The 26,513-nt window shown below is 59.0% G+C and carries 26 protein-coding genes; 19 read left to right on the forward strand and 7 right to left on the reverse strand.

Going from position 1 to position 26,513, the window contains the following annotated elements; translation table 11 throughout:
- Positions 1-130 precede the first annotated feature (130 nt).
- From CL546_RS05510 to CL546_RS05535, 6 genes are all read left to right on the forward strand, one after another.
- Positions 131-2,929, forward strand: coding sequence for a monovalent cation/H+ antiporter subunit A (locus tag CL546_RS05510; protein WP_290493530.1), 2,799 nt, complete (start codon positions 131-133; stop codon positions 2,927-2,929).
- On the forward strand, positions 2,929-3,267 hold the full coding sequence (locus CL546_RS05515; protein WP_007151081.1) for a Na+/H+ antiporter subunit C: 339 nt from the start codon (positions 2,929-2,931) through the stop codon (positions 3,265-3,267). The genes CL546_RS05510 and CL546_RS05515 overlap by 1 nt, the downstream gene beginning before the upstream one ends.
- On the forward strand, positions 3,264-4,745 hold the full coding sequence (locus CL546_RS05520) for a monovalent cation/H+ antiporter subunit D (RefSeq protein WP_290493533.1): 1,482 nt from the start codon (positions 3,264-3,266) through the stop codon (positions 4,743-4,745). The genes CL546_RS05515 and CL546_RS05520 overlap by 4 nt, the downstream gene beginning before the upstream one ends.
- Positions 4,742-5,236, forward strand: a complete 495-nt coding sequence (locus tag CL546_RS05525; protein ID WP_290493534.1) for a Na+/H+ antiporter subunit E — start codon at positions 4,742-4,744, stop codon at positions 5,234-5,236. Before CL546_RS05520 ends, CL546_RS05525 begins: the two co-directional genes overlap by 4 nt.
- Positions 5,230-5,499: a K+/H+ antiporter subunit F gene (locus CL546_RS05530; protein WP_290493536.1), complete on the forward strand. Its 270-nt coding sequence runs from the start codon at positions 5,230-5,232 to the stop codon at positions 5,497-5,499. Before CL546_RS05525 ends, CL546_RS05530 begins: the two co-directional genes overlap by 7 nt.
- Positions 5,500-5,670: 171 nt before the next feature.
- Positions 5,671-6,003: a Na+/H+ antiporter subunit G gene (locus CL546_RS05535; RefSeq protein ID WP_039927428.1), complete on the forward strand. Its 333-nt coding sequence runs from the start codon at positions 5,671-5,673 to the stop codon at positions 6,001-6,003.
- Positions 6,004-6,738: 735 nt separating this feature from the next.
- Here the strand turns inward: CL546_RS05535 and yihA are convergent.
- Complete coding sequence (yihA, locus tag CL546_RS05540) at positions 6,739-7,350, reverse strand: ribosome biogenesis GTP-binding protein YihA/YsxC (protein WP_007149431.1); 612 nt, start codon at positions 7,348-7,350, stop codon at positions 6,739-6,741.
- A 339-nt stretch (positions 7,351-7,689) separates the two neighbouring features.
- Here yihA and CL546_RS05545 point away from each other — a divergent pair, with 339 nt between their 5' ends.
- From CL546_RS05545 to CL546_RS05565, 5 genes are all read left to right on the forward strand, one after another.
- Positions 7,690-7,983 (forward strand): c-type cytochrome, encoded by a 294-nt coding sequence (locus CL546_RS05545; protein WP_039926665.1) that lies wholly within the window; start codon positions 7,690-7,692, stop codon positions 7,981-7,983.
- A gap of 23 nt (positions 7,984-8,006) precedes the next feature.
- A complete protein-coding gene (locus CL546_RS05550; protein WP_155131565.1) occupies positions 8,007-8,660 on the forward strand; it encodes a c-type cytochrome in 654 nt (217 codons plus the stop codon).
- 165 nt (positions 8,661-8,825) lie between these two features.
- Positions 8,826-9,461 carry a thiol:disulfide interchange protein DsbA/DsbL gene (locus CL546_RS05555; protein WP_290493541.1) on the forward strand — a complete coding sequence of 212 codons (636 nt, stop codon included), beginning with the start codon at positions 8,826-8,828 and terminating at the stop codon, positions 9,459-9,461.
- Positions 9,462-9,464: 3 nt separating this feature from the next.
- Positions 9,465-10,367 carry an endonuclease/exonuclease/phosphatase family protein gene (locus CL546_RS05560; RefSeq protein ID WP_290493543.1) on the forward strand — a complete coding sequence of 301 codons (903 nt, stop codon included), beginning with the start codon at positions 9,465-9,467 and terminating at the stop codon, positions 10,365-10,367.
- A 114-nt stretch (positions 10,368-10,481) separates the two neighbouring features.
- Positions 10,482-11,018, forward strand: a complete 537-nt coding sequence (locus CL546_RS05565; RefSeq protein ID WP_290493544.1) for an NUDIX hydrolase — start codon at positions 10,482-10,484, stop codon at positions 11,016-11,018.
- Here CL546_RS05565 and CL546_RS05570 read toward each other — a convergent pair.
- Complete coding sequence (locus CL546_RS05570) at positions 10,957-12,153, reverse strand: helix-turn-helix transcriptional regulator (RefSeq protein WP_290493545.1); 1,197 nt, start codon at positions 12,151-12,153, stop codon at positions 10,957-10,959. The genes CL546_RS05565 and CL546_RS05570 overlap by 62 nt on opposite strands.
- A 98-nt stretch (positions 12,154-12,251) precedes the next feature.
- Between CL546_RS05570 and CL546_RS05575 the strand changes: the two genes are divergently transcribed.
- From CL546_RS05575 to CL546_RS05585, 3 genes are all read left to right on the forward strand, one after another.
- Complete coding sequence (locus CL546_RS05575) at positions 12,252-13,013, forward strand: alpha/beta fold hydrolase (protein ID WP_290493546.1); 762 nt, start codon at positions 12,252-12,254, stop codon at positions 13,011-13,013.
- Positions 13,014-13,224: 211 nt separating this feature from the next.
- On the forward strand, positions 13,225-15,411 hold the full coding sequence (locus CL546_RS05580) for an InlB B-repeat-containing protein (RefSeq protein WP_290493548.1): 2,187 nt from the start codon (positions 13,225-13,227) through the stop codon (positions 15,409-15,411).
- Positions 15,412-15,451: 40 nt separating this feature from the next.
- The gene (locus CL546_RS05585) at positions 15,452-16,093 is read left to right on the forward strand and encodes a hypothetical protein (protein WP_290493549.1); all 642 of its coding nucleotides are present in this window, start codon (positions 15,452-15,454) and stop codon (positions 16,091-16,093) included.
- A 79-nt stretch (positions 16,094-16,172) separates the two neighbouring features.
- Here CL546_RS05585 and CL546_RS05590 read toward each other — a convergent pair whose 3' ends face one another.
- On the reverse strand, positions 16,173-17,525 hold the full coding sequence (locus CL546_RS05590) for a deoxyguanosinetriphosphate triphosphohydrolase (RefSeq protein WP_290493551.1): 1,353 nt from the start codon (positions 17,523-17,525) through the stop codon (positions 16,173-16,175).
- Positions 17,526-17,647: 122 nt separating this feature from the next.
- Between CL546_RS05590 and CL546_RS05595 the strand changes: the two genes are divergently transcribed.
- Both CL546_RS05595 and CL546_RS05600 read left to right on the forward strand, forming a co-directional pair.
- Entirely contained in the window at positions 17,648-18,322 is a 675-nt protein-coding gene (locus CL546_RS05595) for a type 1 glutamine amidotransferase domain-containing protein (protein WP_290493553.1), read from the forward strand.
- 134 nt (positions 18,323-18,456) lie between these two features.
- Positions 18,457-18,936, forward strand: a complete 480-nt coding sequence (locus tag CL546_RS05600; protein WP_290493554.1) for a glutathione peroxidase — start codon at positions 18,457-18,459, stop codon at positions 18,934-18,936.
- 221 nt (positions 18,937-19,157) lie between these two features.
- On the opposite strand, the gene CL546_RS05605 is transcribed toward CL546_RS05600, so the two are convergent.
- From CL546_RS05605 to trhA, 4 genes are all read right to left on the reverse strand, one after another.
- Positions 19,158-19,583, reverse strand: a complete 426-nt coding sequence (locus tag CL546_RS05605) for a YeeE/YedE family protein (RefSeq protein WP_290493555.1) — start codon at positions 19,581-19,583, stop codon at positions 19,158-19,160.
- The gene (locus CL546_RS05610) at positions 19,580-20,020 is read right to left on the reverse strand and encodes a YeeE/YedE family protein (RefSeq protein ID WP_290493556.1); all 441 of its coding nucleotides are present in this window, start codon (positions 20,018-20,020) and stop codon (positions 19,580-19,582) included. Before CL546_RS05610 ends, CL546_RS05605 begins: the two co-directional genes overlap by 4 nt.
- Positions 20,017-20,328 carry an ArsR/SmtB family transcription factor gene (locus CL546_RS05615; RefSeq protein WP_155131595.1) on the reverse strand — a complete coding sequence of 104 codons (312 nt, stop codon included), beginning with the start codon at positions 20,326-20,328 and terminating at the stop codon, positions 20,017-20,019. The genes CL546_RS05610 and CL546_RS05615 overlap by 4 nt, the downstream gene beginning before the upstream one ends.
- Before the next feature lie 100 nt (positions 20,329-20,428).
- Positions 20,429-21,103 (reverse strand): PAQR family membrane homeostasis protein TrhA, encoded by a 675-nt coding sequence (trhA, locus tag CL546_RS05620; protein WP_155131598.1) that lies wholly within the window; start codon positions 21,101-21,103, stop codon positions 20,429-20,431.
- Between the two features lie 306 nt (positions 21,104-21,409).
- Here trhA and CL546_RS05625 point away from each other — a divergent pair, with 306 nt between their 5' ends.
- The 3 genes from CL546_RS05625 to CL546_RS05635 all read left to right on the forward strand — a co-directional run bounded on the left by CL546_RS05625 (position 21,410) and on the right by CL546_RS05635 (position 26,269).
- Positions 21,410-21,856: a Dps family protein gene (locus CL546_RS05625; RefSeq protein ID WP_007149511.1), complete on the forward strand. Its 447-nt coding sequence runs from the start codon at positions 21,410-21,412 to the stop codon at positions 21,854-21,856.
- Between the two features lie 273 nt (positions 21,857-22,129).
- Positions 22,130-23,194, forward strand: a complete 1,065-nt coding sequence (locus tag CL546_RS05630; RefSeq protein WP_155131601.1) for an efflux RND transporter periplasmic adaptor subunit — start codon at positions 22,130-22,132, stop codon at positions 23,192-23,194.
- A gap of 3 nt (positions 23,195-23,197) precedes the next feature.
- Entirely contained in the window at positions 23,198-26,269 is a 3,072-nt protein-coding gene (locus CL546_RS05635) for an efflux RND transporter permease subunit (RefSeq protein ID WP_290493559.1), read from the forward strand.
- The last annotated feature ends 244 nt before the right edge of the window (positions 26,270-26,513 follow it).

Raw genomic sequence — 26,513 nt, forward strand, 5'->3', positions numbered from 1 at the left:
CTGTCCCAGTGCCCACGCCGGGGGCGCCGTCCGTATTTTCCTGATCCGCCGCTGTTATTGTCTTTCTAGTTCACCCTGTTCAAGCTAACGGGCGGGTTGCCGCCCTTGTGACAATGACAACGGATTGACTATGAATCTTGCCTTTGTGGTGATGTTGCCCTTTCTGGGCGCGTTCCTGCCGCCGTTGGTGGAGCGCGTAACGGGGAACCGCACCTTGCTGGCCTGTGGGGCGGCGGCACTGCCGGCGCTGGCACTGGCGCTGCTTTTCGACCCGGCCAGAAAGGTGTTTGCCGGAGAGACCCTGCACAGCACCCTGACCTGGATCCCGTCGCTGGACCTGTCGCTGGCGTTCCGCCTGGACGGACTGGCGCTGCTGTTTGCCTTGCTGGTGCTGGGGATCGGCCTGCTGGTGATTCTCTACGCCCGCTATTATCTGTCCGCCAAGGAAAAGGCCGGGCGCTTTTATGCGTACCTGTTGCTCTTTATGGGCGCCATGCTGGGGGTGGTGACCAGCGATAACCTGCTGTTGCTGGTGGTGTTTTGGGAGCTGACCAGCCTGAGCTCCTTCCTGCTGATCGGTTTCTGGGGCCACCAGACCGGGGCGCGCAAGGGTGCGCGCATGGCCATGACGGTGACCGGCATGGGCGGCCTGGCGCTGTTGGCCGGGGTGCTGTTGATTGGCGATGTGGTGGGTTCGTTCTCGCTCACCGAGGTGCTGGCCAGCGGCGACCTGATTCGTGGCAGCGAGTTGTACCCGCTGATTCTGTGTCTGGTGTTGCTGGGGGCGTTTACCAAGAGTGCCCAGTTCCCGTTCCATTTCTGGCTGCCCCATGCCATGGCGGCGCCCACCCCAGTGAGCGCCTATCTGCACTCGGCCACCATGGTGAAAGCCGGGGTGTTTCTGTTGGCGCGTTTGTACCCGGCGCTGGCGGGCACCGACCTGTGGTTCGAGATTGTCACCCTGGCAGGCATGGCGACGCTGCTGTGGGGCGCGGCGGTGGCGCTGTTCCAGCACGACCTGAAAGGCCTGCTGGCCTATTCCACCATCAGCCATCTGGGCCTGATTACCTTGTTGTTCGGCCTGAATAGCCAGCTGGCCGCGGTGGCGGCGGTGTTCCATATCATCAACCACGCCACCTTCAAGGCCAGCCTGTTTATGGCGGCGGGGATCATTGATCACGAAACCGGCACCCGCGACATGCGCCGTATCAACGGCCTGTGGAAGTACATGCCGTATACGGCGGTGCTAGCCATGGTGGCCTCGGCGGCCATGGCCGGGGTGCCGTTGCTGAACGGGTTCCTGTCCAAGGAGATGTTCTTTACCGAGACCCTGCAGTCCGAGCAGTTGGGCGCGATGAGCTGGTTGTTGCCGCTGGGGGCGACCCTGGGTGGGGTGTTCTCGGTGGCTTATTCCGCGCGTTTTATTCACGACGTGTTCTTCAATGGCGAGCCTATCAATCTGCCCAAATACCCGCCCCATGAGCCGCCGCGTTATATGAAAGTGCCGGTGGAAATTTTGGTGGCGCTGTGTGTGGCGGTAGGTGTGTTCCCGGCGATCACTGTGGCCGGGCTGCTGGCGGTGGCGGCTACCGCTACCCTGGGGGGCGAGCTGCCGGAGTATCACCTGGCGATCTGGCACGGCTTTAACCTGCCGCTAGTGATGAGCTTTATTGCCCTGTTCGGTGGCATCTTTGTTTACTCTCAACGCCGCCGTTTGTTCGACCTGTGGGCGCGGTTGCCGGAGCTGGATGCCAAGCTGGTGTTTGAAGGGCGTATCCAGCAACTGGGGCGGCTGGCCAGTGCCATTACCGGGCGGCTGCAGAATGGCTCGTTGCAGAGTTATGTGGCCTGGGGGGTGACGCTGGTGGCGGTGATTCTGCTCACCCAGATGTGGCACTTGCCGGCATTGAGCCTGGATGTGGGCATGTTACCCATGGACGGGGTGGCGGTTCTGTGTACTGCCATGCTGGTGGCGGCCGCTTTCCTGACCACCATCCTGCATCGCCACCGGATGACCTCGATCATGTCGCTGAGTGTGGTGGGGCTGATGGTGTCGCTGTTGTTTGTGCGTTTCTCGGCGCCGGACCTGGCGCTGACCCAGCTGTCGGTTGAAGTGGTGACCATGCTGCTGCTGATGCTGGCCATGTACTTCCTGCCGGTGCGCACCAAGGTGGAGTCGTCATCGGTGCGGGTGGTGCGCGATGTGCTGCTGGCGCTTGTGGTTGGCGCCGGTGTGGCGGTGATGGCGTTCCTGGTGATGACCGGTGATACCACTACCATCAGCCAGTTCTTTATGGATAACAGCAAGTCCGGCGGCGGCGGCACCAATGTGGTCAACGTGATTCTGGTGGACTTCCGCGGCTTCGATACCTTCGGGGAAATCACCGTGCTGGGGATTGCTGCCATGGGCATTTATGCCCTGCTCAAGGATCTGAATCTGGCGTCGGCCAAGTACGATTCGCTGGGGCGGCCCTGGGCAAAAGACGCCCACCCGCTGGTGCTGGTAACGATCTCCCGGCCGCTGCTGCCGCTGGCACTGCTGATTGCGGTGTATATCTTCCTGCGCGGCCACAACCTGCCCGGTGGCGGTTTTGTGGCCGGGCTGATTACCTCGGTGGCGCTGGTGCTGCAGTACGTGGCGTCCGGGGTGGGCTGGGTGCATAGCCGCATGCCCGGGGATTATCACCCGGTGGTGGCGCTGGGGGTATTGCTGGCCGGGCTCACCGGCGTGGGTAGCTGGGTCTTTGGCTACCCGTTCCTGACCAGTTCGTTTACCTATGTGTCGCTGCCGGTGATCGGCAAGTTCGAGCTGGCCACGGCCATGCTGTTCGACACCGGGGTGTTCCTCACCGTGGTGGGTTCAACGCTGCTGATGCTGGCCAATCTGGGCAAGCTGTCGTTGCTGGATGACAAGAGGGAGGAAGCCTGATGGAACTGCTGGTAGCAATCATCATTGGTGTGCTGGTGGCGTCGGGTGTGTACCTGTGCCTGCGTGCGCGGACCTTCCCGGTGGTCATGGGCCTGACGCTGCTGAGTTACGGCGTGAATGTGTTTCTGTTCGCCATGGGTGGGTTGAAGATGAATCAGGTGGCGGTGGTGGGCATGAGCCCGGACCCCACGGATCCTCTGCCCCAGGCGCTGGTGCTCACGGCCATCGTGATCGGCTTTGCCATGACGGCGTTTCTGGTGGTGCTGGCGTTGCGTAGCCAGGGTGAGCTGCATAACGACCATGTGGACGGTAAACCGGATGACGGAGGCCGTTCATGAATCACTGGATTATTGCGCCGGTTCTGATTCCTGCCCTGGCGGGAATGCTGTTGCTGCTGGAGGTGCGTGAGCGCCATCGGTTGCGGCGCATCACCGGCTTGTTGTCCTGTGCGGCGATGCTGGCGACAGCCCTTTTTCTGGGCGATCAGGCCTGGGGTGGGGAGATTACCGTCTATGCGCTGGGGAACTGGCAGGCGCCGTTCGGTATCGTGTTGGTGCTGGATAAATTCAGCGCGCTGATGCTGCTGCTGACGGCGGTGCTGGCCTTCCCGGCCCTGCTCTATGCCTGCTGCGGCGATGACCGCAGGGGCGCCAATTTCCATGCCCTGTTTCAATTCCAGCTGATGGGGGTCAACGGTGCCTTTCTGACTGGCGACCTGTTCAACCTGTTTGTGTTCTTCGAGGTCTTGCTGATTGCCTCCTATGGGCTGGCACTGCACGGTCGTGGACCGGAGCGGGTGAAAGCGGGGCTGCATTATGTGGTGCTCAACCTGGTGGGCTCGGCGCTGTTCCTGATCGCCCTGGGTTTGATCTACGGCACCACCGGCACGCTGAACATGGCCGATTTCGCGGTGAAAGCGCAGGCGCTGACGGGAACGGACGCCACGCTGTTGCGCATCGCGGTGTTGATGTTGTGGGTGGTGTTCGGTCTCAAGGCGGCCCTGTTCCCGCTGTATTTCTGGTTGCCGGCGGCCTATGCCGGGGCGACGGCCGCCGTTGCAGCCCTGTTCGCGATCATGACCAAGGTGGGGTTCTACGCCATGGTGCGGGTGTATGCGCTGGCGTTTGCCGATGGCCCCTTTGCGGGGCTGGGGCAATCGGCGCTGTGGTGGCTGGCGCTGGTGACCCTGGCGCTGGCCTGTATCGGCGTGCTGGGTGCGAAACGGCTGGGTACGTTGGTGTCTTATCTGGTGGTGATGTCCGTGGGCACGTTGGTAGCGGCGCTGGCTTTCGGTCAGCTGGAGGCATTGGGGCCGGCCCTGTATTACCTGCTGCATTCCACCCTGATTTGCGGCGGCTTGTTCCTGCTGACGGACCTGATCGCTCGGGGGCGTGGCGAGGTGGCCGATGATTTGCAAATTGGTCCGGCGATTCTTAATGGCGGGCGGTTGTCGGTACTGTTCTTCGCAGCGGCTATTGCCGTGGTGGGGTTGCCACCGTTGTCTGGCTTCGTGGGCAAAGTGGCATTGTTGCGCAGTGTGCCAGACCCGGCCTATTGGGTGTTGCTGCTGGTGGCCGGTCTGTGTGGTCTGATCGCCCTGAGCCGGGCGGGTTCCACGTTGTTCTGGCGTACCACCGGGGAAGGCAGCGGCCTGCGTCCGGCGCGCCGGCATCTGGTAGCGGTGCTGTGGTTGCTGGTGTTGAGTCCGTTGATGACGGTGTATGCGGAGCCGTTGTTGCAGTTGACGACGGCGGTGGCCGACCAGTTGCGTGATCCGGACCTGTATTTGTTTGCGGTGCTGGGAGGTGACGCATGAAGCTGATGTATCGGGTGCTGCCGTATCCCAGCCTGAGCCTGATTCTGTGGTTTGCCTGGATGTTGCTCAGCGGTTTCACCGCGGGCCATGCCGTGCTGGGCGCGATTCTGGCGGTGTTGTTGCCGCTGGGAACGCGGCCGTTCTGGCCGAATGTGCCGCGCATTCGTAATCTGCCGCGGTTGCTCGGTTTCGTGATGGTGGTGCTGTACGACATCGTGGTAGCCAACGTGTCCGTGGCAATCAAGGTGCTGGGGCCGCTGCGTTCCATTCGGCCGGGTTTCGTGGAGCTGCCGCTGGAGCTGGAAGACGATTTTGCCATTGCCCTGCTGGCCAGCACCATTTCGCTGACCCCGGGTACCGTGTCGGCGGACGTGAGCCCGGATCGTCGAACCTTGCTGGTGCACGGCTTGGATGTGGATGATGCGGCGGCGTTGGTGGCGGAGATCAAGCAGCGCTACGAGCGGCCGTTGAAGGAGATTTTCGAATGCTAGAGACGGCCCTTTCCATTGCCCTGGCGCTGATTACCCTGGCCTGGGTACTGAACCTGTACCGGCTGATTATCGGCCCGTCGCTGCCTGACCGGGTGCTGGCACTGGATACCATGTACATCAACAGCATCGCGCTGATCGTGGTGTACGGTATCCAGGTGGACAGCAAACTTTATTTTGAAGCCGCCATGCTGATCGCCCTGATCGGTTTCGTCAGCACCGTGGCGGTGGCGAAATACGTCACCCGCGGGGATATTATTGAGTAGACGCAACAGGCTGCACGCTTCACGCAACAACGCGGGAAGGGGTGTCAGGTCTGGATGTTTTGGTGTTTCACGCGGAATGGTTGGACGTTTCCGCGCGGGGAAAATGCGTGATGGATTGGTTGAGGCGGCCGCGTTGTTGCGTGATGCGTGTGGCCTGCAAGCGAGGTGTTAATGGATTCTCTGATTGAGTGGCTGGTGTCAGCCAGTGTGATTATTGGCGGGGTGTTTGCGTTGGTGGGATCCATTGGATTGGCCCGGCTGCCAGATTTCTATACCCGGCTGCACGGCCCGACCAAGGCCACCACCCTGGGCGTGGGCGGCACCATTGTGGCGTCGCTACTGTTTTTTTCCTGGCAGGAGCGTGGGCTGCAGCTGCATGAAGTGCTGATTACACTGTTCCTGTTCATCACCGCCCCAGTGTCGGCACACATGCTGGCCAAGGCGGCCATGCACAGGCAGCTGAAGCGGATGAAAGGCACACGGGGAGAGCCGTGGAAGCAGTAGGAGGGCTGTTGGGCTGGAAGGTAAAATTTGTAAAAGATAAAACCGCCTGGAACTTTCCGAAAAAAGCGGCGGTCCTATTGATAGCTACGGATTGGCACCCCCGATCCCCCAGTACCCTCGCTGATCCGTAGTTTTTTGGAGTCCCTGGTTTCTCCCCCGAAATCAGGGCGGCAAGCCTCCCTGGCAGCACAGTCGTTCCCTTCCCCCAAGATTGCTGCCAGGGATTTTTTTTTGCCTGACATTTCTGCCGGCTGCAGGTTATTGGGCCTGCTGGTTAAAGAGTAAGCAAACGCTGTGCCAGTTTTATATCCCCGGCCAATTACCTGTTAGTGATCAGCGAGATAGGTGTTTTATTCGCGTAGGGGTATGGCCTTGCCTGCCTGGGGCCCGAGCGGCATATGCCGTAATGCGCCAGTTTTGTGACGCAGATCGACAGCTGGGAAGAAAAATACTTTCAGGGGCTGGAACTTTTTCGGAAAAAGCGCACTCTCACTACATAGCGACGGATTGGAACCCCCGATCCCCCAGTACCCTCACCGATCCGTCGCTGTATAACCCTGGTCTTTTCCCCCAAAGAGGCCAGGGTGGCAAGCCTCCCTGGCAGCACAGTCGTTCCCTTCCCCCAAGATTGCTGCCAGGGATTTTTTTATCCTCCGCAACATGCCAGCACGCCCCACGCAACACGCGCGGCGTTGTTCTGCCTGTTGCATGAAGCGTGCCGCGTGCAGCGTCTCTCTATACTTCCAGCCATTCCCCCAGTTTGTCCCAGGCTTCGTCACAGCCGGTGCCATTGGTGGCCGAGAACAGCTGCAGGGATAGCGGTGCCGGGTGGTCCTTGAGCTGTTTTTTCACTTGCAGCAGGGTGGACTTGGCGGCGCCGAATTTCAGTTTGTCTGCCTTGGTCATGAGGATATGAATGGGCATGTTGGCCTGGGCCGACCATTCCAGCATCAGCAGGTCGAAGTCCTTGAGCGGGTGGCGGATGTCCATCATCAGCACCAGCCCCACCAGCGCCTGACGTTCAGACAGGTAATGGTCCAGGTGCTGTTGCCACTCATTGCGCGTGCTCTTGGCGACTTTGGCGTAGCCATAGCCGGGCAGATCCACCAGGCGGCGTTCCTCGTCCAACTGGAAGAAGTTCAATAGTTGGGTGCGCCCCGGGGTCTTGGAGGTCCGCGCCAGGGTGCGCTGGCTGGTGAGGCGGTTGATGGCGCTGGATTTGCCGGCGTTGGAACGCCCGGCAAACGCCACTTCCAGCCCTTCATCGGGTGGGCATTGGTCCAGGCGCTGGGCGCTCTGCAGGAACAGAGCCTGGTGGAGCATTTTTTCCATGGGGTGCAGGGGCATAGCAAAGTGCCTTTGGGTCACGTCAGGGGGCTATTCTTGCTGCCTGGCATGCGGCTGGCAATGCATAGCTGTGCGGTGGAGCAAATGAGTGCGCAGAGTATGGGCACTTTCGCCTTTTATTGCCGTGTTTTGCTGGTGTGGGCGTGACTTGACCGGACTATACCCCTACCCTTCACATGGAATATGACGGCGCCCACCGGACTGGTATATAATCCCGGCCGCTTGCCCCTTAACGGCGTATTTAGCGGTATGTTGAGGGCGGCCGACGTTCTACAACGGTTTGCCGGTAGCGGCAAACGGACTTCGCCAGCGGCGACGCCAGCATAGCAGAGGTAGCGTATGAAGGGTTTTGTAGCAGGTCTTGCAATGGTTCTGGTTACGGGGGCTGCCAGTGCAGCGACTGTAGAGGAACGTTACAACAGCAGCTGTACATTCTGTCATGCCTCCGGTGCAGCTGGAGCGCCGATTTCCCATGATGAAGCCGCCTGGAAGCCACACCTGGATAAAGGTATGGATACGCTGGTGAAACACGTCAAGGAAGGGTTCAACGCCATGCCGCCAAAAGGCATGTGCAACGACTGTAGCGACGAAGAATACCGTGCTCTGATTGAGTACATGTCCAAAAGCAAATAAGACGCTGTACTGAAGGATAGGCCATGAAGTTTTTCAAACTGTTCGTGCTGATGGCTGCTGCCGTGGCAGCCACCCAGGCCATGGCGGCCGGTGATGCTGAGGCAGGCAAAGCAAAAGCCGCCCCCTGCGCCGCGTGTCACGGTCAGGATGGTAACAAGACCCTTACCGGGACGTACCCGAAACTGGCTGGCCAGGGGGAAGAGTACCTGGTTAAGCAGCTGGAAAATTTCAAGTCCGGCACCCGTGAAAACGCCGTCATGCAAGGCCAGGTGGCCGGCATGAGTGAGCAGGATATGCAGGACGTGGCGGCCTTCTACGCCAGCCTGACACCGGAAGCCGGGCAGGCCAGCGCTGACTGGGTGGAGCAGGGTGAAAAGCTCTACCGTGGTGGCGACATGGCCAACGGCATTCCGGCCTGTTCCGGTTGCCATGGCCCCGCAGGCCAGGGCATTGACGCGGCCAAGTATCCGCATCTGGCCGGCCAGAACGCCCAATACCTGGAAGATCAGCTGAAGGCTTTCCGTGCGGCAGGCCGTAACGATCTGGGCGACGGCATCATCAAGCGCACCAATGACTCGGATAATGATGCGCCGGGCATGATGCAGACGGTGGCGGCGAAAATGACCGATACCCAGATCAAGGCCGTAGCAAGCTTCATTTCCGGGCTGTCCAAATAAGGCGGTTCGGTTACGGTTTGTAGAAAAGGCAGCCTGCGGGCTGCCTTTTTTATGGCCAACATGAAAAGATATGGCTCTGATTGAGTGCCGATTGCACTCACCAGGGAGAAAAATGCCGCCCCGGTTGTCACAGTGGGCGCAAACCAACAAGAAAGGAGAGGATGCATGTTTCGCATTGTGACGGCTTTGCTGCTGAGCCTGGGGCTGGCGACCGGAGTTGCTGCCGCTGAAGACCACACCCGTTTTGCGGTTGATACCCACTACAAGATTCTGGACGTGCCGGGTTCTGTGGATGACCCCAGCAAGGTGGAAGTGCGGGAATTCTTTTCCTATGCCTGCCCGCATTGCTATTCCCTGGAGCCCTCCGTTGACGAGTGGCTGAAAACCAAACCGGATTACATCGACTACGTGCGCACGCCGGTGCTGTTTTTGCGTAATGCTGAGCCGCTGGCCCGCGCCTATTATGTAGAAGAAGCCCTGGGCCTGGTCGATGAAATCCACGGTCCGCTGTTCGATGCGATCCACAAGCACCGTGAGCCGCTGTTCAATGAGCCAGCACTGGCCAATTTCTTCCGCAAATACGATGTGGCGCCTGAGAAGTTCAACAAGCTGTACGGTTCCTTCGGTGTGTCCACCAAGATTCGTCAGGCCGACGCACTGACCAAGGCGTACCAGATCCCCGGGGTGCCGAACTTCGTGGTGAACGGCAAATACCTGGTGCTGCGCCAGAACCTAAAGAGCGATAAAGAGCTGTTCGCCGTGATCGAGTACTTGGCGAACAAGGAAAAGAAAGGCGGCTGATGAATGCTGCTTGATCGCGCAAGACTTGCCTATCGTGACTGGAAAGCCCGCCCTGCGGGCTTTTCCTTCGCCAGGCAAGGGGTAAGAAAGACCCGCCAGACCCGGGAAGTATTGCTGCCTCCGGATACCGTGAAGCTGATGAGCTTCAATATCCAGGCGGGCATCGGCAGCCAGAAATTCGGGGATTACATCACCGGTAGCTGGAAACATCTGGTGGCGCATCCGCGCAGTGTGGAAACCATCGAGCAGATCGCCGAGGTGCTGAGCCACTTTGATGTGGTGGGTCTGCAGGAAGTAGATGGCGGCAGTCTGCGTTCGCGTAACATGAACCAGCTGGTCCACCTGGCCTCCATGGCCGATTTTCCCTTCTGGCATCAGCAGTTGAATCGCAATCTTGGCCGCCTTGGCCAGTTCAGTAATGGCTTTCTCAGCCGACACCAACCGTTTGAAATCACCGACCACCGCTTGCCCGGGTTGCCCGGTCGCGGTGCCATCGTGATCAAGTACGGCCACCCGATCCAGCCATTGGTTGTGGTCGTGGCGCATCTGGCGCTGGGTGAGAAGGTGCGCAATACCCAGTTGTCCTACCTGGCCCGCTTGTTGGCGGACTACAAGTACGTGGTGATGATGGGTGATTTCAATTGCCGCCTGGCACATCTGGATAATTCGCCGCTGGCGGCCCTGGGTTTGCAGACCGTGCAGGCGGATAACCTCAACACCTATCCAAGTTGGGCGCCGGACCGGCATATCGATCACATCCTGCTGTCGCCGGATCTGGAAAGTCGGCACACCCGTGTGCTTACCGACTGCCTGCTGTCGGATCACCTGCCCCTGGCCACGGAAATCGTCATCCCGGATGAGGTTGTGGCGGCCACCCGGGAACATCGCCTGCCGCTGATCAGCTGAAGTCTGCAGAAGGAAGGCGAAAGGAAGGAAGAAGGAGGATTGTGGTGCTGCTCGTTCTTCTCTTCTGCGCCAAAATGCCATGACACCGTCATCGTGACGGGGCAGGCTGTATCCATGATGAATTCCCGCGCCCTGATAATCTTTTTCCTGATCTGGCTGCCCCTGCAGGTGCTGGCGGATTGCCCTCGTGTGCCCGGGCAAGAAGATGACCGGCGGGCCAATGCCGGCTGCCTGATCGTCCGCGATCAACAAGTATTACTGATTACTCATCGCTGGGGCGGCAAGCTGGGGCTGCCCGGTGGAACCCTGGAGCCGGGAGAGCTGGCCCAATGCACGGCGCACCGGGAGACTCTGGAAGAAACGGGGCTGCAGGTTGTGGTGGGGGAGCGTTTGCAGGTGATGAAGAACGGTTTCCATCTCTATCGTTGCATGCCCGCCGGGCCTTTGCTGGAGGAGGTGCCCCTGTCGTTACCGGCGGCTGCCCGGATGGAGGTCAGTGATATCGGCTGGTACTCGTTGGCGGATTTACACCGGGCCGACTGGCGCTTTGCGTATCAGTTTGATCTGTTTTTGAAGGTGGCCCGCCAGGCTATGCGGAGCAGCTCAGGTTCACAGGGGGGCGGCGCCAGCGCCGGGCGGCAGGAGAAGTAAGCATTAACTTGGCAAGCTCGGACTGACGCATGGTGCCGGTTTTCTGGAAGGTGCTTTTGAGCTGGGTACGCACGGTATGCACCGACAGGAAATGGCTGTCGGCAATCTGTTGTGGCGACTGGCCCTGGGCAATGCCTGCGGCGACCCGGGCTTCGGCTTCTGACAGATCAAACAGCTGCATCAGGCTGTCCAGGTCGATATCGATATCGCCCAAAGGGTCCTGGAAATAGACAATGGCCAGGGGGGTGGGATGCGTATTGAAGCCGCTGGGGGCTGCATGGGGATGCATGGGGGACACCAGGCAGCGGGTTGTCAGGTGGCTATTGAGTGGAATGGCAATGACCTCGCCGCTGCCACGCAGGGCCGGATTGGGGTGAGTGACCTGGGTCAGTTGTTGCAAAAGCGCGCACTGTCGTCGGGAATCCAGGAAGGTCAGTTTGTGCTTTTCCAGCGCCATGTGAGGGTGCGAGGTCACCAGTTGCTCCGCCTCCTGGCTGATATACACCAGCGTGCCTTGCGCATCGAGCAGGGCAAAGGGCTGTGCCTGAATGTCCAGCGCCTGCTCCAGGGCCTGCTGCTGGTGCTTGAGCGCGCTGAATTGGGTCTGCAGTCGCACGGCACGGCGCACATGCATGACCAGGTCATTGATCTGCTCGGTTTCTTCCCGGGTGTAGTGGCCCTGCTCCCGGGTGCGTTGAATCAACAGTTGCACGGTATGGTCTTCATCCTGCCAGACGGTGCCGCACACGCCGTGGTGGATGTCCTGGGTGCGGGCCCAGTCGTTGTAGAATTCGGTGTCGTAGAAGGCCTTTTGCCGACAGGAAAAATCGAGAAAGGTGGAGTACAGCTGGCCGGGAAGTTTGTCCTTCAATTCCGGGCGCCACGGGCAGGCGTTCACGTAGTGATCCACATAGGCCTGGTGATCACTGTCATCAATGTTGTGCTTGATGCTGGACAGCACAGTCTGTGCCCGGCGATCAAGCACCAGCATACGGGCAGAGCGTGACCGGGTCGCGCTGACGGCTTGCGCAAGAAAACGCGGCCAAGCATCAGGAGCCTGTGGCGCCTCATACAGGGTGTCGAGCAAGTCCCCGCGCTCGTTGCCCAGCAATCCATCCAAGATTGGCTGAGTCATGAGTTGTTGTTCCCCTTATGAACCTCTAACTTATCCGATTTCGGCTTAAAATTGAATGTAAACAAACTCGATCACAATTTCGTGAACAGGAGAAACCGGTGGAATCCACCCTGACAATCGACAATGGACAGGCTTTGCCGGTCACCGAAGCCGGTAACGGCACGCAGCCTGTGGTGCTGGTGCATGGCTGGACCTGCAACCGCAAGCACTGGCAGCCACTGCTGGATTCGGCACCGGATGGAACGCGATTGATTGCCGTGGACCTGCCCGGCCATGGTGACGCGCGCGACGTTACCCTGCCGGCCTGGACGGTGACGGCGCAGGCACGGGCGTTGGTGGCGGCGTTGGACGGCATCGACAATCCGGTATTGGTGGGGCATTCCATGGGCGGTGCTGTCGTGCTGGAAGCGGCCCGGCTAAAGCCGGTAAAAGCCGTGGTGTTGGTGGATACGTTTGTTATTCCCTACGGGGATCTTGACGAGGACACTGCACGCCAGATTGAAACCCCTTTTCAAGAAGACTTTGCGTCCGGCATTGCCAACCTGGTTGCCAACAATGCGGGGCCAGATTTGAGTGGGCAGGCCAGGCAGAGTCTGGAGAGTGATATGGCTGCGGCGCGGCAGGAGGCCATATTGCCACTGTGGTCTGACCTGTTGCGCTGGTCCCCGGAGGCAGCTTTTTCGGATATCCAATGCCCGATTCATGCAATCAACGGTGACCTTGTGGGGGATGCCGCACGCGCGCGTTGCGCGCCCCATGTGACCGAGTGGTTACAGCCGGGCACCTGGCATTTTCCGCAAATGGAGCAGCCAGGTATTTTTGCCCATACGCTTGCGAAGGTATTGATGGCTTGCGGCTAAGCGGGCGTTGCTGAGATCGCCACCGCATATTTATGTACCGCTCAGGCTTGGCGAGTGAGGAGCGGGACGGTGGTTGTGTTGTGAATAGTTTCGTTATTTCGGTTCGGCATTATTTTTTATTTTCATACCCTATATGGGTGATGTGCGCTCTTGTGGCTTCGGTTTAGTTTGGTGTTCTACCAAAAAACTGGGGTGATCGGAGATATCACACATGAAGGGAACATTCAGAATGGCCGGTCTGGCAGTGGCGGTGGCCATTGCCGGTTGCGGCGGAGGTGGTGGTAGCAGTGGCGGAGGAGGATCGGCGCCAGCGGCACCCAAATCCACCGTAGCCGGTGCGGTAACCAAGGGCCCTGTCGGAGGCGCAACGCTTTACCTTTACGCCATGGACGCGGCCGGTAACAAAACCGGCGACGCGGTAGCGGGCCCAATCGTTACCGAAGCGGATGGCTCCTGGTCCGTTCAGGTGCCGGATTCTGTGCCGCGACCGCTGCTGATCGAATCCAGCGGCGGCACCTACACGGATGAAGCAACCGGTACTGACGTCACGGCCGGTAATCTTAATTCTTTCCTGCCTGAGGGCGCACAAACCGCTGCGGTTACGCCATTGAGCGAACTGTTGGTGCGCTCCGCCCGTGAGCATCTTGCTGCCAATGCTGGCGCATCGCTGGAAGACGGCGTAAACGCTGGTCGCGATGTGCTGGATGATGTGCTGGGCGTGTCCTTTGATCCGCTGACCACCGTGCCGGCTACCAGTGGCGATGATGCGGCGGCAAAACAGTACGCTGCCGTGCTGGGGGGCTTGTCCACCCAGGCCAACAATCTGAGCGGCACAACGGACCCGTTTGAAACGGTGATTGCCCTGATCGACGATGCGTCGGATGGCGTCGTTGACGGCAAGAAAAACGGTGGTGCGATCACCATCGGTGACAATGCCGGCACCCTGCCGCCCACCAGCAGTGCGGACCTGGCTGACGCGATTAATGACTACGCCGAGGATAACGAAGAACTTGGCGTAACCAGCTTCGAGGTAACCGCCAGCGCGGGTGCCAACGGTAGCGTGTCGCCCACGTCAGTATCGTTGCTGGGCGGGGCCAGTGCGAACTTCACGGTGACACCGGATACCGGTTACAGCATCGATGAAGTAACCGGTTGTGCCGGCTCGCTGGATGGCCTGTCGTTTACCACCAGTGCGCTTGAAAGTGCGTGCGATCTGTCGGTTACCTTTTCCATCAATGAGTACACCGTCAGCACCGCCAGCGTAACCGGTGGCCAGGTGATGCCGGATGCGGCGGTAGTGGATCACGGTGATACCACCCAGTTCGAAATCGCGGTGGATGAGGGTTATGACGTTGTCAGTGTGGAAGGCTGTGACGGTTCACTGGCAGGCACGACCTACACCACGGGAGCGATTGTCGGCGCGTGCACCATCACGCCGGCGTTTGCGCTCCGGGAATATGCGGTAACCACCAATGTGGCGGCCGGCACCGGCAGTTTCGATCCGCAAAGCCTGACGGTGACGCATGGCCAGAATGGCACTCTCACGGTCACGCCGGCTTTCGGGTTCCAGGTGGATTCGGTGACAGGGGATGCCTGTGAGGTGGCTGCGTCTGCGTTGCCTGGTGAATACACGGTAGGGCCGGTCACGTCGGCCTGTCAGGTGGATGCCAGCTTCAGTCTGTTGAGCTATACCGTGAATACGGCGGTGACCGGTAACGGTACGGTGTCCCCGGGCACGGTGGTGGTCGAACATGGCGGCACAACCGCGTTTTCGCTGAGCCCGGATGAAGGGCATCAGGTTAGCGTGGCCAGTGGCTGTGGCGGCACCCAGGATGGCGCCACTTTCACCACGGCCGCTATCACTGGTGCCTGTACGGTTGCAGTGGCATTCGAACCCATTCAGTACCCGATCACTACGATTGCTCCCAATGGTTCCTTCTCCCCAGCCAATCCCATGGTTGATCACGGGCAGACCCAGGTCTTTACCGTGTCCGCGGATGATGGCTATGAGCTCACCGGTGTAGATGGTTGTGGCGGAACCCTGGACGGCAACACGTTCACAACCGCAACGATCACCGCAGCTTGTTCAGTGACTGCCAGCTTTGCCCAGAAGACGTACACCGTTACGGCTACGGTGCAGGGCGAAAACGGCATGATCGTCGGGCAGAACCTGGAAAACATTATTCATGGCGAGACTCGTGAGCTGACCGTGACGCCGGATGAAGGTTTTGAAGTGAATACGATCTCCGGTTGTGGCGGCACGCTTGTGGGTAATACCTACACCACCGGTGAAATCACTGAAGACTGTGCTGTGAGTGTGAGTTTTGTAGAAGACGGATCCGGCCCCACCGCCGCCGTCTGGAATCAATTTAACTGGGATCAAGCCAACTGGCAGTGAGGCCATTGGTTAAAGGACATAACCTTAGAGGGTAAGAGACATGAAAAAAGTAATCCTGACAGGCCTCACCGCTGTTGTGCTGAGCGCCAACGCGATGGCTTCTGAAGTGGCGGGTTATACCGCACCACAATCCGGTCAGGCCGCAACAGCGGCTGGGGTGGATGCCAACTTCCAGGCCTTAATCACTGCCATCAACGATAATCATCAGCGTATTGTTGATCTTGAAGCCGCAAACGGTGAGGTGACGGATCTGGCCGATATCGTGAGTGGTTCCACGTACCTGCTTTATTTCTCAGGCGGTATCATTGAGCTTGATGATGGCGGTGGCGCTAATCTGGAACGGTTTGGTGGCACTGCCAACCTGACTTTCAACAGTGACGGGACGCTGAACGAAGTGTTCAGTGAGCAAGGACGTTTTATCAGTCTGGATGCAAATACCTGTGATCAGTCTGGTAACTGTTCGCACTACGTTGATACCTGGGATGATGACGAAACCGGCGGGGGATCCTGGTCCGTGAGTGGTCAGACGCTCAACGTTAACTGGAGCGACGGTGGTTCTGAATCGTTCAGTCTCTCTTCGGACGGCAAAATCATGGCTTCCGGTGGTGGTGGCCTTGACGAAGGCGATGGCACCTCCGGGCTGGAGACGTTCGTGGCAGTGGGTGTAAGGCTGGCCGACTAAGCTGCGAGTATTGATACGAGCAGAAAAAAACGCCCTGACTTGTCAGGGCGTTTTGTTGCAGGGATGCTGAGAGGTGGTGTTAATAACGCGTTTCCGCCATCCCCGAAAACTGCTTGGCAAGATAGGTGGCGTAGTTGTCGGTCATGCCGGCCAGAAAATCCAGCGCTCGCATGATGCATTGGTAAATGCGTTCCTGCTCCGGTAATTGCGCAAGGTTTTCCGGAAAACTGTGTCGGCCAATCAAGTCAATGATGCGCTCGTGCCGATAGTTTTTTGTGCTGTTGCAGGCATGAGATACAGCGGCTTCTATCAAACCATCCAGTAGTGCGCCCATCACTTCAAAGGCGCCAATTTCCAGTTCGATTTTTCGCGGATGTTCGAAGACTTTCGAGCGGGAAAGTTGTTTGGCGTTTTCCACCACATCGCGCACCGCCGGTTCGCAGTGGCTGATCAGGTCGCCTTCCATACGCCCCTGCAGTAACCGTTCGTGATTGGCCACAAAAGCCTCTACGCCCGCCTCGATAAACCGTTCGATAATCTTGCCACGCAGCAGGGCGGCTTTGCGGCCATCGCGGATATCCGAATGGATTAGCTCGCGCACTTCCTCGCTATCCGGCAGGGCCGGTTGCAGTAATGCATACACCTCATCCCAGTGCAGCAAATCCATCTCCAGACCATCTTCCAGATCAATGATGGCGTAGCAGAAGTCATCGGCCGCCTCCATCAGGTAGGCAAGTGGATGCCGGCAGAAATGCCCCGGGCTGTGCTCCAGTAGCCCGGTGGCGTGGGCGACTTCGCGAAAGGCCTCGGCTTCCGAAACAAAGGCACTGTACTTGCCGGGCTTGCTGCTGGCGCTGCCCGCATCGGCAGACAGCCAGGGGTATTTCAGGAAGGTCGCCAGGGTGGCGTAGGTCAGGCGCATGCCGCCGTCGTACTGGTGATATTCGCTTTTGGTAATGATGCGAAAGCCCTGGGCGTTGCCTTCAAAAAAAGTCAGATCGCTTTGCTGGTGGGTGGGGAGCATATCCAGAAACCGTTGTCCGCGTTCCTGAAACCAGGCGCGAATGGCGCGCTCGCCGGTGTGGCCAAAGGGCGGGTTGCCGATGTCATGGGCCAGGCAGGCGGACTGAACAATATCGCCGAAATCCGTGGCGCTGACGGTGTCGGGTAGCAGCTGGCGTTGTTGCAGGCGTTCTCCCACGCGAATACCGAGAGTGCGCCCCACGCAGGAGACTTCCAGCGAGTGGGTAAGACGATTGTGCACGTGGTCATTGGTGGCCAGCGGATGGACCTGGGTCTTGCGCGCCAGTCGCCGGAAGGCGCCGGAAAAAATGATCTTGTCGTGATCGCGAAGAAACGCGGTACGACCACTTTCATCCTTGGCGGTACGCCCGCCCAGGCGGGCCTTGTTCAGCAATTGATGCCAGTCCATGAGATTCCCCGCTACATGCTTGCAGGCCACATGCTACACGCAGGCTGTCCTTGCATGCGACGACTTTGTGCCACACCCTCTGTGCATATTGCATCTCTCGTTGCGAATTTTCGGAGGCATTTATGAATCTGGATAAACCGCTGCTGATGTTGGTCACCAGCGCATCGCAAATGGGCCAGGGGCAACAGACCGGCCTGTGGCTGGAAGAATTCGCCGTGCCGTATTTGTTGTTCCAGGAAAACAATATTCCTGTGGTGGTGGCCAGTCCCAAAGGGGGCAAGATTCCGGTGGATCCCAATTCGGTGCCGGATGACAGCGAGAAAGAGGCCTGGGCTGAGGCCATTGCGGCCCTGCAGGATACCCGGGAGCTGGAGTCCGTCTGGGAAGATGGCTATTGCGGTGTCTTTGTACCCGGTGGTCATGGCGCCATGTTCGATATGCCGGACAACCCCTTGGTGGCGGCGGTCATGGAGCGCACCTGGGCACAGGGCGGTTTGTTGGGGGCGGTGTGTCATGGCCCTGCGGCGCTGGTGGGCTTGCGCAACGAACAGCGTGCGCCATTGGTGCAGAACAAGACGCTGGCCTGCTTTACCAATAGCGAAGAGCGGGAAGTGGGGTTGGATGAAATCATGCCGTTTCTGTTGGCCTCCCGGCTTGAAGAGCTGGGGGCCCGTCTTGATCTGGCGGAGGATTTCACCCCCCATGCGGTCACGGATGGCAAGCTGGTCACCGGGCAGAACCCGCAGTCCAGCCGTGTGGTGGCCGAGGCGGTGATCGCGCAGCTTTACAGCGAATAGCGCCTGCCGATAAACAATGTGCTCTCGCAGGCCGCCAGGGCATGCCGTATTGTCAGGTTCTGCCTTGGTGGCGGTTGCCACTCACGGTGGGCACCGTATTATTCATTGTTTGGGTTTCATCGTCAGGAGAAATCATGGGGATCTATGATTACAGCGCCACCACCTTGAGTGGTGAAGAAAAATCCTTGTCCGAGTTTCAGGGCAAGGTGTTGCTGATCGTCAACACGGCCAGCAAATGCGGGTTTACCCCCCAGTACAAGGGACTGGAAAGTCTGTATGAAGCCCTGCAGCCCAAGGGGCTGGAGATTCTTGGTTTTCCCTGTAACCAGTTTGGCAAGCAGGAGCCGGGCGCGGCGGATGAAATCGGTGCCTTCTGTGAAAAGAACTACGGTGTCAGCTTTACCATGTTCGACAAGGTCGACGTGAATGGCAGTGGCGCCCACCCGCTGTACGATTACCTCAAGAAAGCCGCGCCGGGCGTGATGGGCAGCAAAGGCATCAAGTGGAACTTTACCAAGTTTCTGGTGAGCAAGGACGGCAAGGTGGTGAAGCGCTACGCGCCCACCGACAAGCCGGAAGCGATCCGCAAGGATATTGAGAAGTTGCTGGCCTGAAGCCGGATGCCACCAGGGTCGGTAAATCGTGCGAGTTTCCTGTAGGAGTTCCCTTCCAGGGGACGAACCGCGCGAAGCGCGAAATTCCTCTGAGGCCATAGCGACGTTTTTTTGGGTTGTCCAGAAAGCGATTGGCCTCGCTGTTGCTCGATTCGTCCCCTGGAAGGGAACTCCTACAGTTTCTTCCATGGGCCGTGGGCAGGACTGCCCGACAGAGTGCCTTACCCGCTTTTGCGCTTTTCCAGCCTTTCAAAAATCACCATCCCGCTGAGCATGGCGGCGACGAAGACTATGCCCTTGAGATTGCCGCTACCCAGGGCAACCAGTGCCGGGCCCGGGCAGAAGCCGGCCAGCCCCCAACCCACACCAAAGCCCAGAGCACCCAGCACCAGACGCTTGTCCAGCCGGGTGTTGGTGGGTAGCTGAAAGCGTTCGCTGAACAGTGGCGCGGTGCGGTGACGTGCCAGATAGAAGCCGATGGCTGACACCGGAATGGCACCGCCCATCACCAGAGCCAGGGAGGGGTCCCAGTGACCGGCAATATCCAGAAAGGCCAGAACCTTGGCCGGGTTGGCCATGCCGGCCAGCAACAGGCCAATGCCAAATAGCAGGCCACTGAGGAAGGCGGTGAGCGTTGACCGGTTCACAGCGGCGCTCCCAGCAAGTGACGAACCACGTACACGGTGGCAAACCCGCTGGCCATGAATGCCAGTGTGGCAACCAGTGAGCGCGGGGACAGGCGGGAGACGCCGCAGACCCCGTGGCCGCTGGTGCACCCGGCTCCGTAGCGGGTGCTGATGCCCACCAGCAAACCGGCACCAATCAGCAGTGGCCAGTCCGCGTCGACGATCAGCGGTGGCAGGTCCACCGCCAGACGCCAGAGTAGCGGAGCCAGCACCAGTCCCAGCACGAATGCCACTCGCCAATGGCGACCGTCCCCGCCGGGGCTCAGCAAGCCACCAAGAACGCCGCTAATGCCGGCAATGCGCCCGTTGGCGTGCAGGAAAAGCAGGGCAGACAGGCCAATCAAGGCGCCGCCAGCCAGGGACGTCCAGGGTGTGAAGGCTCCCCAATCGATGTTCATGGCGTGTCGCCGCAGAAGCGTTGGTACAGCACGTTCAGCACGGCCAGGGCGTCCGGGTTGGCGACCTGATAGAACATCTGTTTGCCCTCCCGGCGGCTACTAACCAGCCCTTCGCGGCGCAGAATGCCCAGCTGTTGGGAGAGTGAGGGTTGGTAAACCCCGACGAGCGGCTCCAGTTCACTAACGCTGCGCTCGCCTTCCGCGAGGCGGCATAGCAACATCAGACGATCTGGGTGGGACAGGGCTTTGAGTAACTGGCTGGCCTGGGCGGCATTGTCGCGCAGGGCGTCCGGGTCGATAGTGAGCATGGTGCATGGATCCAACAATATATATTTAAATAAAAAGTATATTTTTGTTGAGGCAATCACAAGCACTTTCTTGAATTATGTTCATTTTATGTGATTTGCGTCAGCTGATTGGTGCGGTAAACGGCAATACTCCGTAATAGACCGCAAAGAAATGGCAGAGGCTGCCGCCCATGACGAAGAGGTGCCAGATGGCGTGGTTAAAGGGAATAAACCGGTCGGCCAGGTAAAAGATGACGCCTACGGTGTAGGTAATGCCGCCGGCCAGGATCAGCCAGAAGCCGGTGTCGTTGAGTTTGCTGGTCAGATCGTTGGAGGCCACCAGAATCAGCCAGCCCATGGCCAGGTAAATGCCCACCCGCATGAGCTTGAAGCGGTGACCATAGAGCGCTTTCAGGGCGATGCCGGTGAGGGCCAGGGCCCAGATTACGGCAAACAAAATCCAGCCGGTCTGGCCACGCAGGTTGACCAGTAGAAAGGGGGTGTAGGTGCCCGCGATCAAGCCGTAAATGGCGCAGTGGTCCAGCATTTTGAATACGGCGCGCCACTTCGGGCTACGCAGGCTGTGATAGAGCGCACTGGCGCTGTAAAGCAGAATCAGACTGGCGCCGAAAATGCTGAAACTGACGATTTTCCAGGGGTCCCCCAGCAGGCTGGCCGCCACCACCAGGATCACCGTGCCGGCAATACTCAACGCCGCGCCGATGCCATGGGTCAGGCCATTGAGCCATTCCTCCAGAATCGAATAGGGCGGTTCAGGATTAGGGGCTACGGCCATTGGCGAATCTGCTTTCGGTTGAGGGAAGAAGTTGCATCATGCCGAGACGCCGGCCTGAGTGTAAAGCGCCAAATCGGACAGAGGGGCATATTGAATTTCCCTATGTGCGCGATAACGCAAATACCTCGCCAGTCCAGGAACGTCTGTGACGGCGGCGCGTCTGATTGTAAAGAAACAAAAGCAGGAGGCTGGACGGGCGCTGCTATTGAAATGCCTTTTGCGGACCCAATGGTGTTAGGTAGTCCCGGCAAACAACAGCCTGCTAGGCACTGCGGGCAAGGACAATACTGGAAAAGGAGACACTCCATGATTGAACACAACAAGCAGGTCGCGGAAGAGCTGAGCAAGTTACTGGCCGAGAGTTACACCCTTTATCTCAAGACCCACAAATACCATTGGAATGTAACCGGCCCCATGTTTCATAGCCTGCACCTGCTGTTCGAACAGCAGTACACCGAGCTGGCGGAGGCGGTAGACACCATTGCCGAGCGAATTCGCGCGCTGGGCTGGAAGGCGCCGGGCAGCTATGCGGAGTTTGCCAAGTTATCCACGGTGGAGGACGCCACGGGCGATCCGGATGCGTCCGGCATGATCAAGGAGCTGGCCGCGGACCACCGCACGGTGGCCGAGCGTGCCAATCGAGTATTGAAACTGGCAGGCGAGCATGAAGATGAAGGCTCTGGCGCGGTGGCCAGTGACCGCATCGAGATTCATGAAAAATCCGCCTGGATGTTGTCGGCCCATCTGGGCTGATCGCCCGCTGGGCACACATTCAGTGTTCTACTCGTTACCGGGGCCGACGTCAGTCGGCCCTTTTTGTGCTGCATCGCTTGTTGGCCCGGGTTTGCTCCCGAGCCGGTTCCCTGTCTGAGCCTGCCTGGCTCGCCGCTTGGCCCGATAGCGCCTGCGCGCCCATCGTCTGATAAGGTCAAAATCTCGCTGCGGGTGAAAAAGCTTCACCTGATACGCGCGTACTTGTGCGACAATTGGTACTAACAAGTACCGTTTTAGATCGGGGAGAGCACGATGCAACGTTTTTGGGTAACCCTGGGCCTGGCGCTGGCCCTGTGGGGCTGCAGTGATGAGCCACAGCAGGATGCTCCCATGCCGCAACCGGTAAAGCTGCAAGTCGTTAACGGCGGCGATGGCGCTTTACGTCACTACCCGGGCAAGGTGGTGGCTACCGAAGGGTCCGAGTTGGCGTTCCGGGTGTCCGGTCAGCTGGAGCGTTTCCCGGTGCGGGCGGGCGAGCAGGTGAAGAAAGGGCAGTTGCTGGCAGCGCTGGACCCATCGGATTTCAGCAACCAGCTGGCCGATCGGCAAGCCCAGTACGATCTGGCCGAAAGCCAGTATCAGCGTGGCATCAGCCTGCGTGATCGGGGCGTTATCTCTGAAGCTCAGTTCGATGAAATTGAAGCCAAACGTCGGCAGGCCCAGGCAGCCCTGAGCCTGGCTCGGGACAATGTGAAATACACGCGTTTGAAAGCCCCCTACGGCGGTACGGTAGCCCGCACCGAAGTCGAAAATTACCAATTCGTGCAGGCCAAGCAGCCCATTCTTTACCTGCAGGGCGATAAGAATATCGATATCGAGTTTGCCGTCTCCGAGCGTTTCTTTGCGAACCTGAAAAAGGATGGTGAGGATTATCAGCCGGAGCTGAGTTTTGAAGGTGCCCCGGACAAGGTGTTCAAGGCCAGCTACAAGGAGCATGAGGCCAGCGCTGACGATCGTACCCAGACCTACATCATTACCCTGACCATGCCCAACCCGGAAGGCATTCTGGTGCTGCCGGGAATGAGCGTGGATGTGGCTATTGATCTGAGCAAGATCATGCGTAAAGCCACCACCTGGCCCCAGGTGCCAGTGGAGGCAGTGTTCAATCCGGATGGCAAGGACAGTGCCCATGTTTGGCGGTTCAACCCGGAAGACAGCACGGTGTCGGCGGTGCCGGTCACCCTCGGGCAGGTGACTGGCAATGGCGTTGAAATCACCTCTGGGCTGGAAACCGGTGACAAGGTAGTCAGCGCCGGTGTACACCACCTTGAGGAAGGCCAGGAGGTTCGTGAACTGGTAAAAGAGCGGGGCCTGTAATCAATGAATATCGCTGAGTACAGCATCCGCCACAAAGTGGTGAGCTGGTTGTTCACCGTGATCCTGCTGGTCGGCGGGGTGATCAGTTTTACCCGCCTCGGGCAGCTGGAAGATCCGGAATTCACCCTCAAGATCGCCATGGTCATTACCAATTATGGCGGTGCTTCACCCCGGCAGGTGGAAGAAGAGGTGACCTTGCCGGTTGAGAAGGCCATTCAGACTTTGCCTTACGTGAAAAACGTCACGTCTATCTCCAGCAACGGGCTGTCCCAGATCCAGGTGGAGATCAAACCCAAATACAAGGCGCACGAGTTAAAACAGATCTGGGATGAGCTGCGTAACAAGATGACCGACCTGCAATCGCAGCTGCCGCCAGGGGCGGGCACGATTCAGGTGATTGATGACTTTGGTGATGTTTACGGCATCCTCATGGCTATTACCGGTGAGGGTTACAGCTATCAAGAGCTGCAGGATTACGCTGACTACCTGACCCGTGACCTGGTGTTGGTGGACGGGGTTGGCAAGGTGACGATTGGTGGCCAGCGCGAGGAGCAGGTGCTGGTGGAAATTTCCCGTGCCCGCCTGGCCTCGCTGGGGATCAGTCCGGACCGCATCTTTGGCTTGCTGCAAACCCAGAATACCGTGAACCCGGCGGGCAAGGTCCGGGTGGGAAATGAGTACATTCGCATTTACCCCACCGGGGAGTTCCCCTCTGTTCAGGCCATGGGCAACCTGCTGATTTCCGAGCCCGGTGCGAATGAACTGGTTTACCTGCGTGATGTGGCGTCCATTGAGCGGGGGTATGCCGAAGTTCCCAACCATCTTTATCGATTCAATGGTGGCCCGGCCCTGACCCTGGGTATTTCCTTTGCCTCCGGCATCAATGTGGTGGATGTGGGAGCGCGTGTGGATCAGCGCCTCAAGGAGCTGCAATACCAGCGCCCGGTGGGTATGGATCTGGCCACAATCTATAATCAGCCCCAGGAAGTGGATAAGTCGGTTAGTGCCTTCATGCTCAATCTGGGTGAAGCTGTGGCCATTGTGATTGCCGTGCTGCTGGTATTCATGGGCTTGCGGTCCGGGGTGCTGATGGGCGGCGTATTGCTGCTGACTATCCTGGGTACCTTCATTCTCATGAAGATGATGGCCATCGACCTGCAGCGGATTTCCCTGGGGGCGCTGATCATCGCGTTGGGTATGCTGGTGGATAACGCCATCGTGGTCACCGAAGGTATTTTGGTAGGCATGAAGCGTGGCCTGTCCAAATTGCAGGCGGCCAGTCTGGTGGTGAAACAGACGATCTGGCCGCTGCTGGGGGCCACGGTGATTGCCATCATGGCCTTTGCGCCCATCGGCTTGTCGGATGATTCCACCGGGGAATACACCAATAGCCTGTTCTGGGTGCTGTTGATCTCCCTGATGCTCAGCTGGATTACCGCGATCACCCTGGTGCCCTTCTTTGCCGAGCAGTTCTTCAGTGACAAGGATGTGGGTGGCGAAGGCGGTGAAGGGGAAGATCCCTACAAGGGGCGGGTGTTTGTGCTCTATCGCCGCCTGCTGGACCGCGCTATCCATCACCGGGTGTTAACCCTGTCAGGCATGTTTGTGCTGTTGGTGGTGGCGGTGGTGGGCTTTGGCTTCGTCAAACAGGCCTTTTTCCCTCCTTCCAATACGCCTATGTATCTGGTGGATTACTGGTTGCCCCAGGGCAGTGATATCCGCGCCACCCGTGAGTCGGTGAGTGAGCTGGAAGCGTCGCTGCTGGAGATGGACAGTGTGACCCAGGTGACCAGCACCATTGGTCAGGGGGCTGCGCGCTTCATGCTGCCTTATGCGCCAGAGAAGAGTTATCCCAGCTATGCTCAGCTGATTGTTCAGGTGAAGGACCGGGAGAGTATTAATCCGGCCCTGGCGGCAACCCGTGACCTGATTCGTGAGGAACACCTGCAAGCCTTCGCCAAAGTGAAGCGCTTGATGATCGGGCCGAGCCCGGCGGCGTCCATTGAGGCGCGCTTCAGTGGACCGGACCCGAAGATATTGCGCGATCTGGGGCTCAAGGCCCAGGCCATCATGGCTGATGACGGAGCGCTGGAGAGCATTCGCCACGATTGGCGCCAGCAGGAAAAGGTGATCCGGCCGCAGTTTCTTGAAGCCCAGGCCCGCCGTGCCGGGATTAGCCGCGAGGATCTGGATAATACCCTGGCGCTCAACTTCAGTGGCCGTACCGTGGGGTTGTACCGCGACGGCAGTAAGTTGCTGCCCATCGTGGCGCGGCCACCGGATGATGAGCGGCTCAGCGCCAATAACCTGAATGATGTGCAGGTGTGGTCGCCGGTGTATTCCACCTATATCCCCATCAGCCAGGTGGTCGGTGATTTTGATACCGAGTGGGAAGACGCCTTGATCATGCGCCGCGACCGCAAGCGCACGCTTACTGTGCAGGCAGAGCCGGATGTACTGGGTGAGGAAACCGCCGATCATGTTTTGCGGCGGATCCGCCCGGAGATTGAGGCGCTTGAGCTGCCACCGGGTTATTCCCTCACCTGGGGCGGTGAGTACGAGGCCTCCCGGGATGCTCAGGAAGCCGTATTTGGCAGCCTGCCCATGGGCTACCTGTTCATGTTCATCATCACCATGTTGCTATTCGATTCCTTGCGTCAGCCGTTGGTGATCTGGGCCACGGTGCCGCTGGCCATCATCGGGGTGACCATGGGGCTGCTGTTACTGAATGCACCGTTTGGTTTCATGGCGCTGCTGGGCTTCCTCAGCCTGTCCGGCATGCTGGTAAAAAATGGCATTGTGCTGGTGGAACAGATCAAGCTGGAAATGGAAAGCCGGGAGCCATTCGACGCGGTGGTGCTGGCATCCATTTCACGGGTGAGGCCGGTGTGTATGGCAGCGATTACCACCATCCTTGGCATGGTGCCGCTGCTATTCGATGCGTTCTTCGAATCCATGGCGGTAGTGATCATGTTTGGCCTGGGCTTTGCCACCGTGCTGACCTTGATCGTGATTCCGGTGCTCTACACCCTCGTCTATGGCATCAAGCCCGGTAAGAAGGACCAGCATGTCTGAATAGCGTGGCATGCCTCACGCAGCACGTCCCCTCGCGGCGTGCTGCATGGGGCGTGATGCGTGTTGCGTCTCCGGAGGTGCCAGCCTCCCTCCTCTCTGCCACAATGTGCGCGCCTGACATTATTGACCATCCCACAATTGATGATCCCAAGGAGTGCCGATGTTGCTGGCCATTGCCGCCGTGATTGGCGGGCTGATACTGCTGGTATGGAGTGCGGACAAGTTTGTTGAAGGGGCGGCGGGG

The organism is Alcanivorax sp., assembly GCF_002726155.1.
Lineage (GTDB): Bacteria > Pseudomonadota > Gammaproteobacteria > Pseudomonadales > Alcanivoracaceae > Alcanivorax.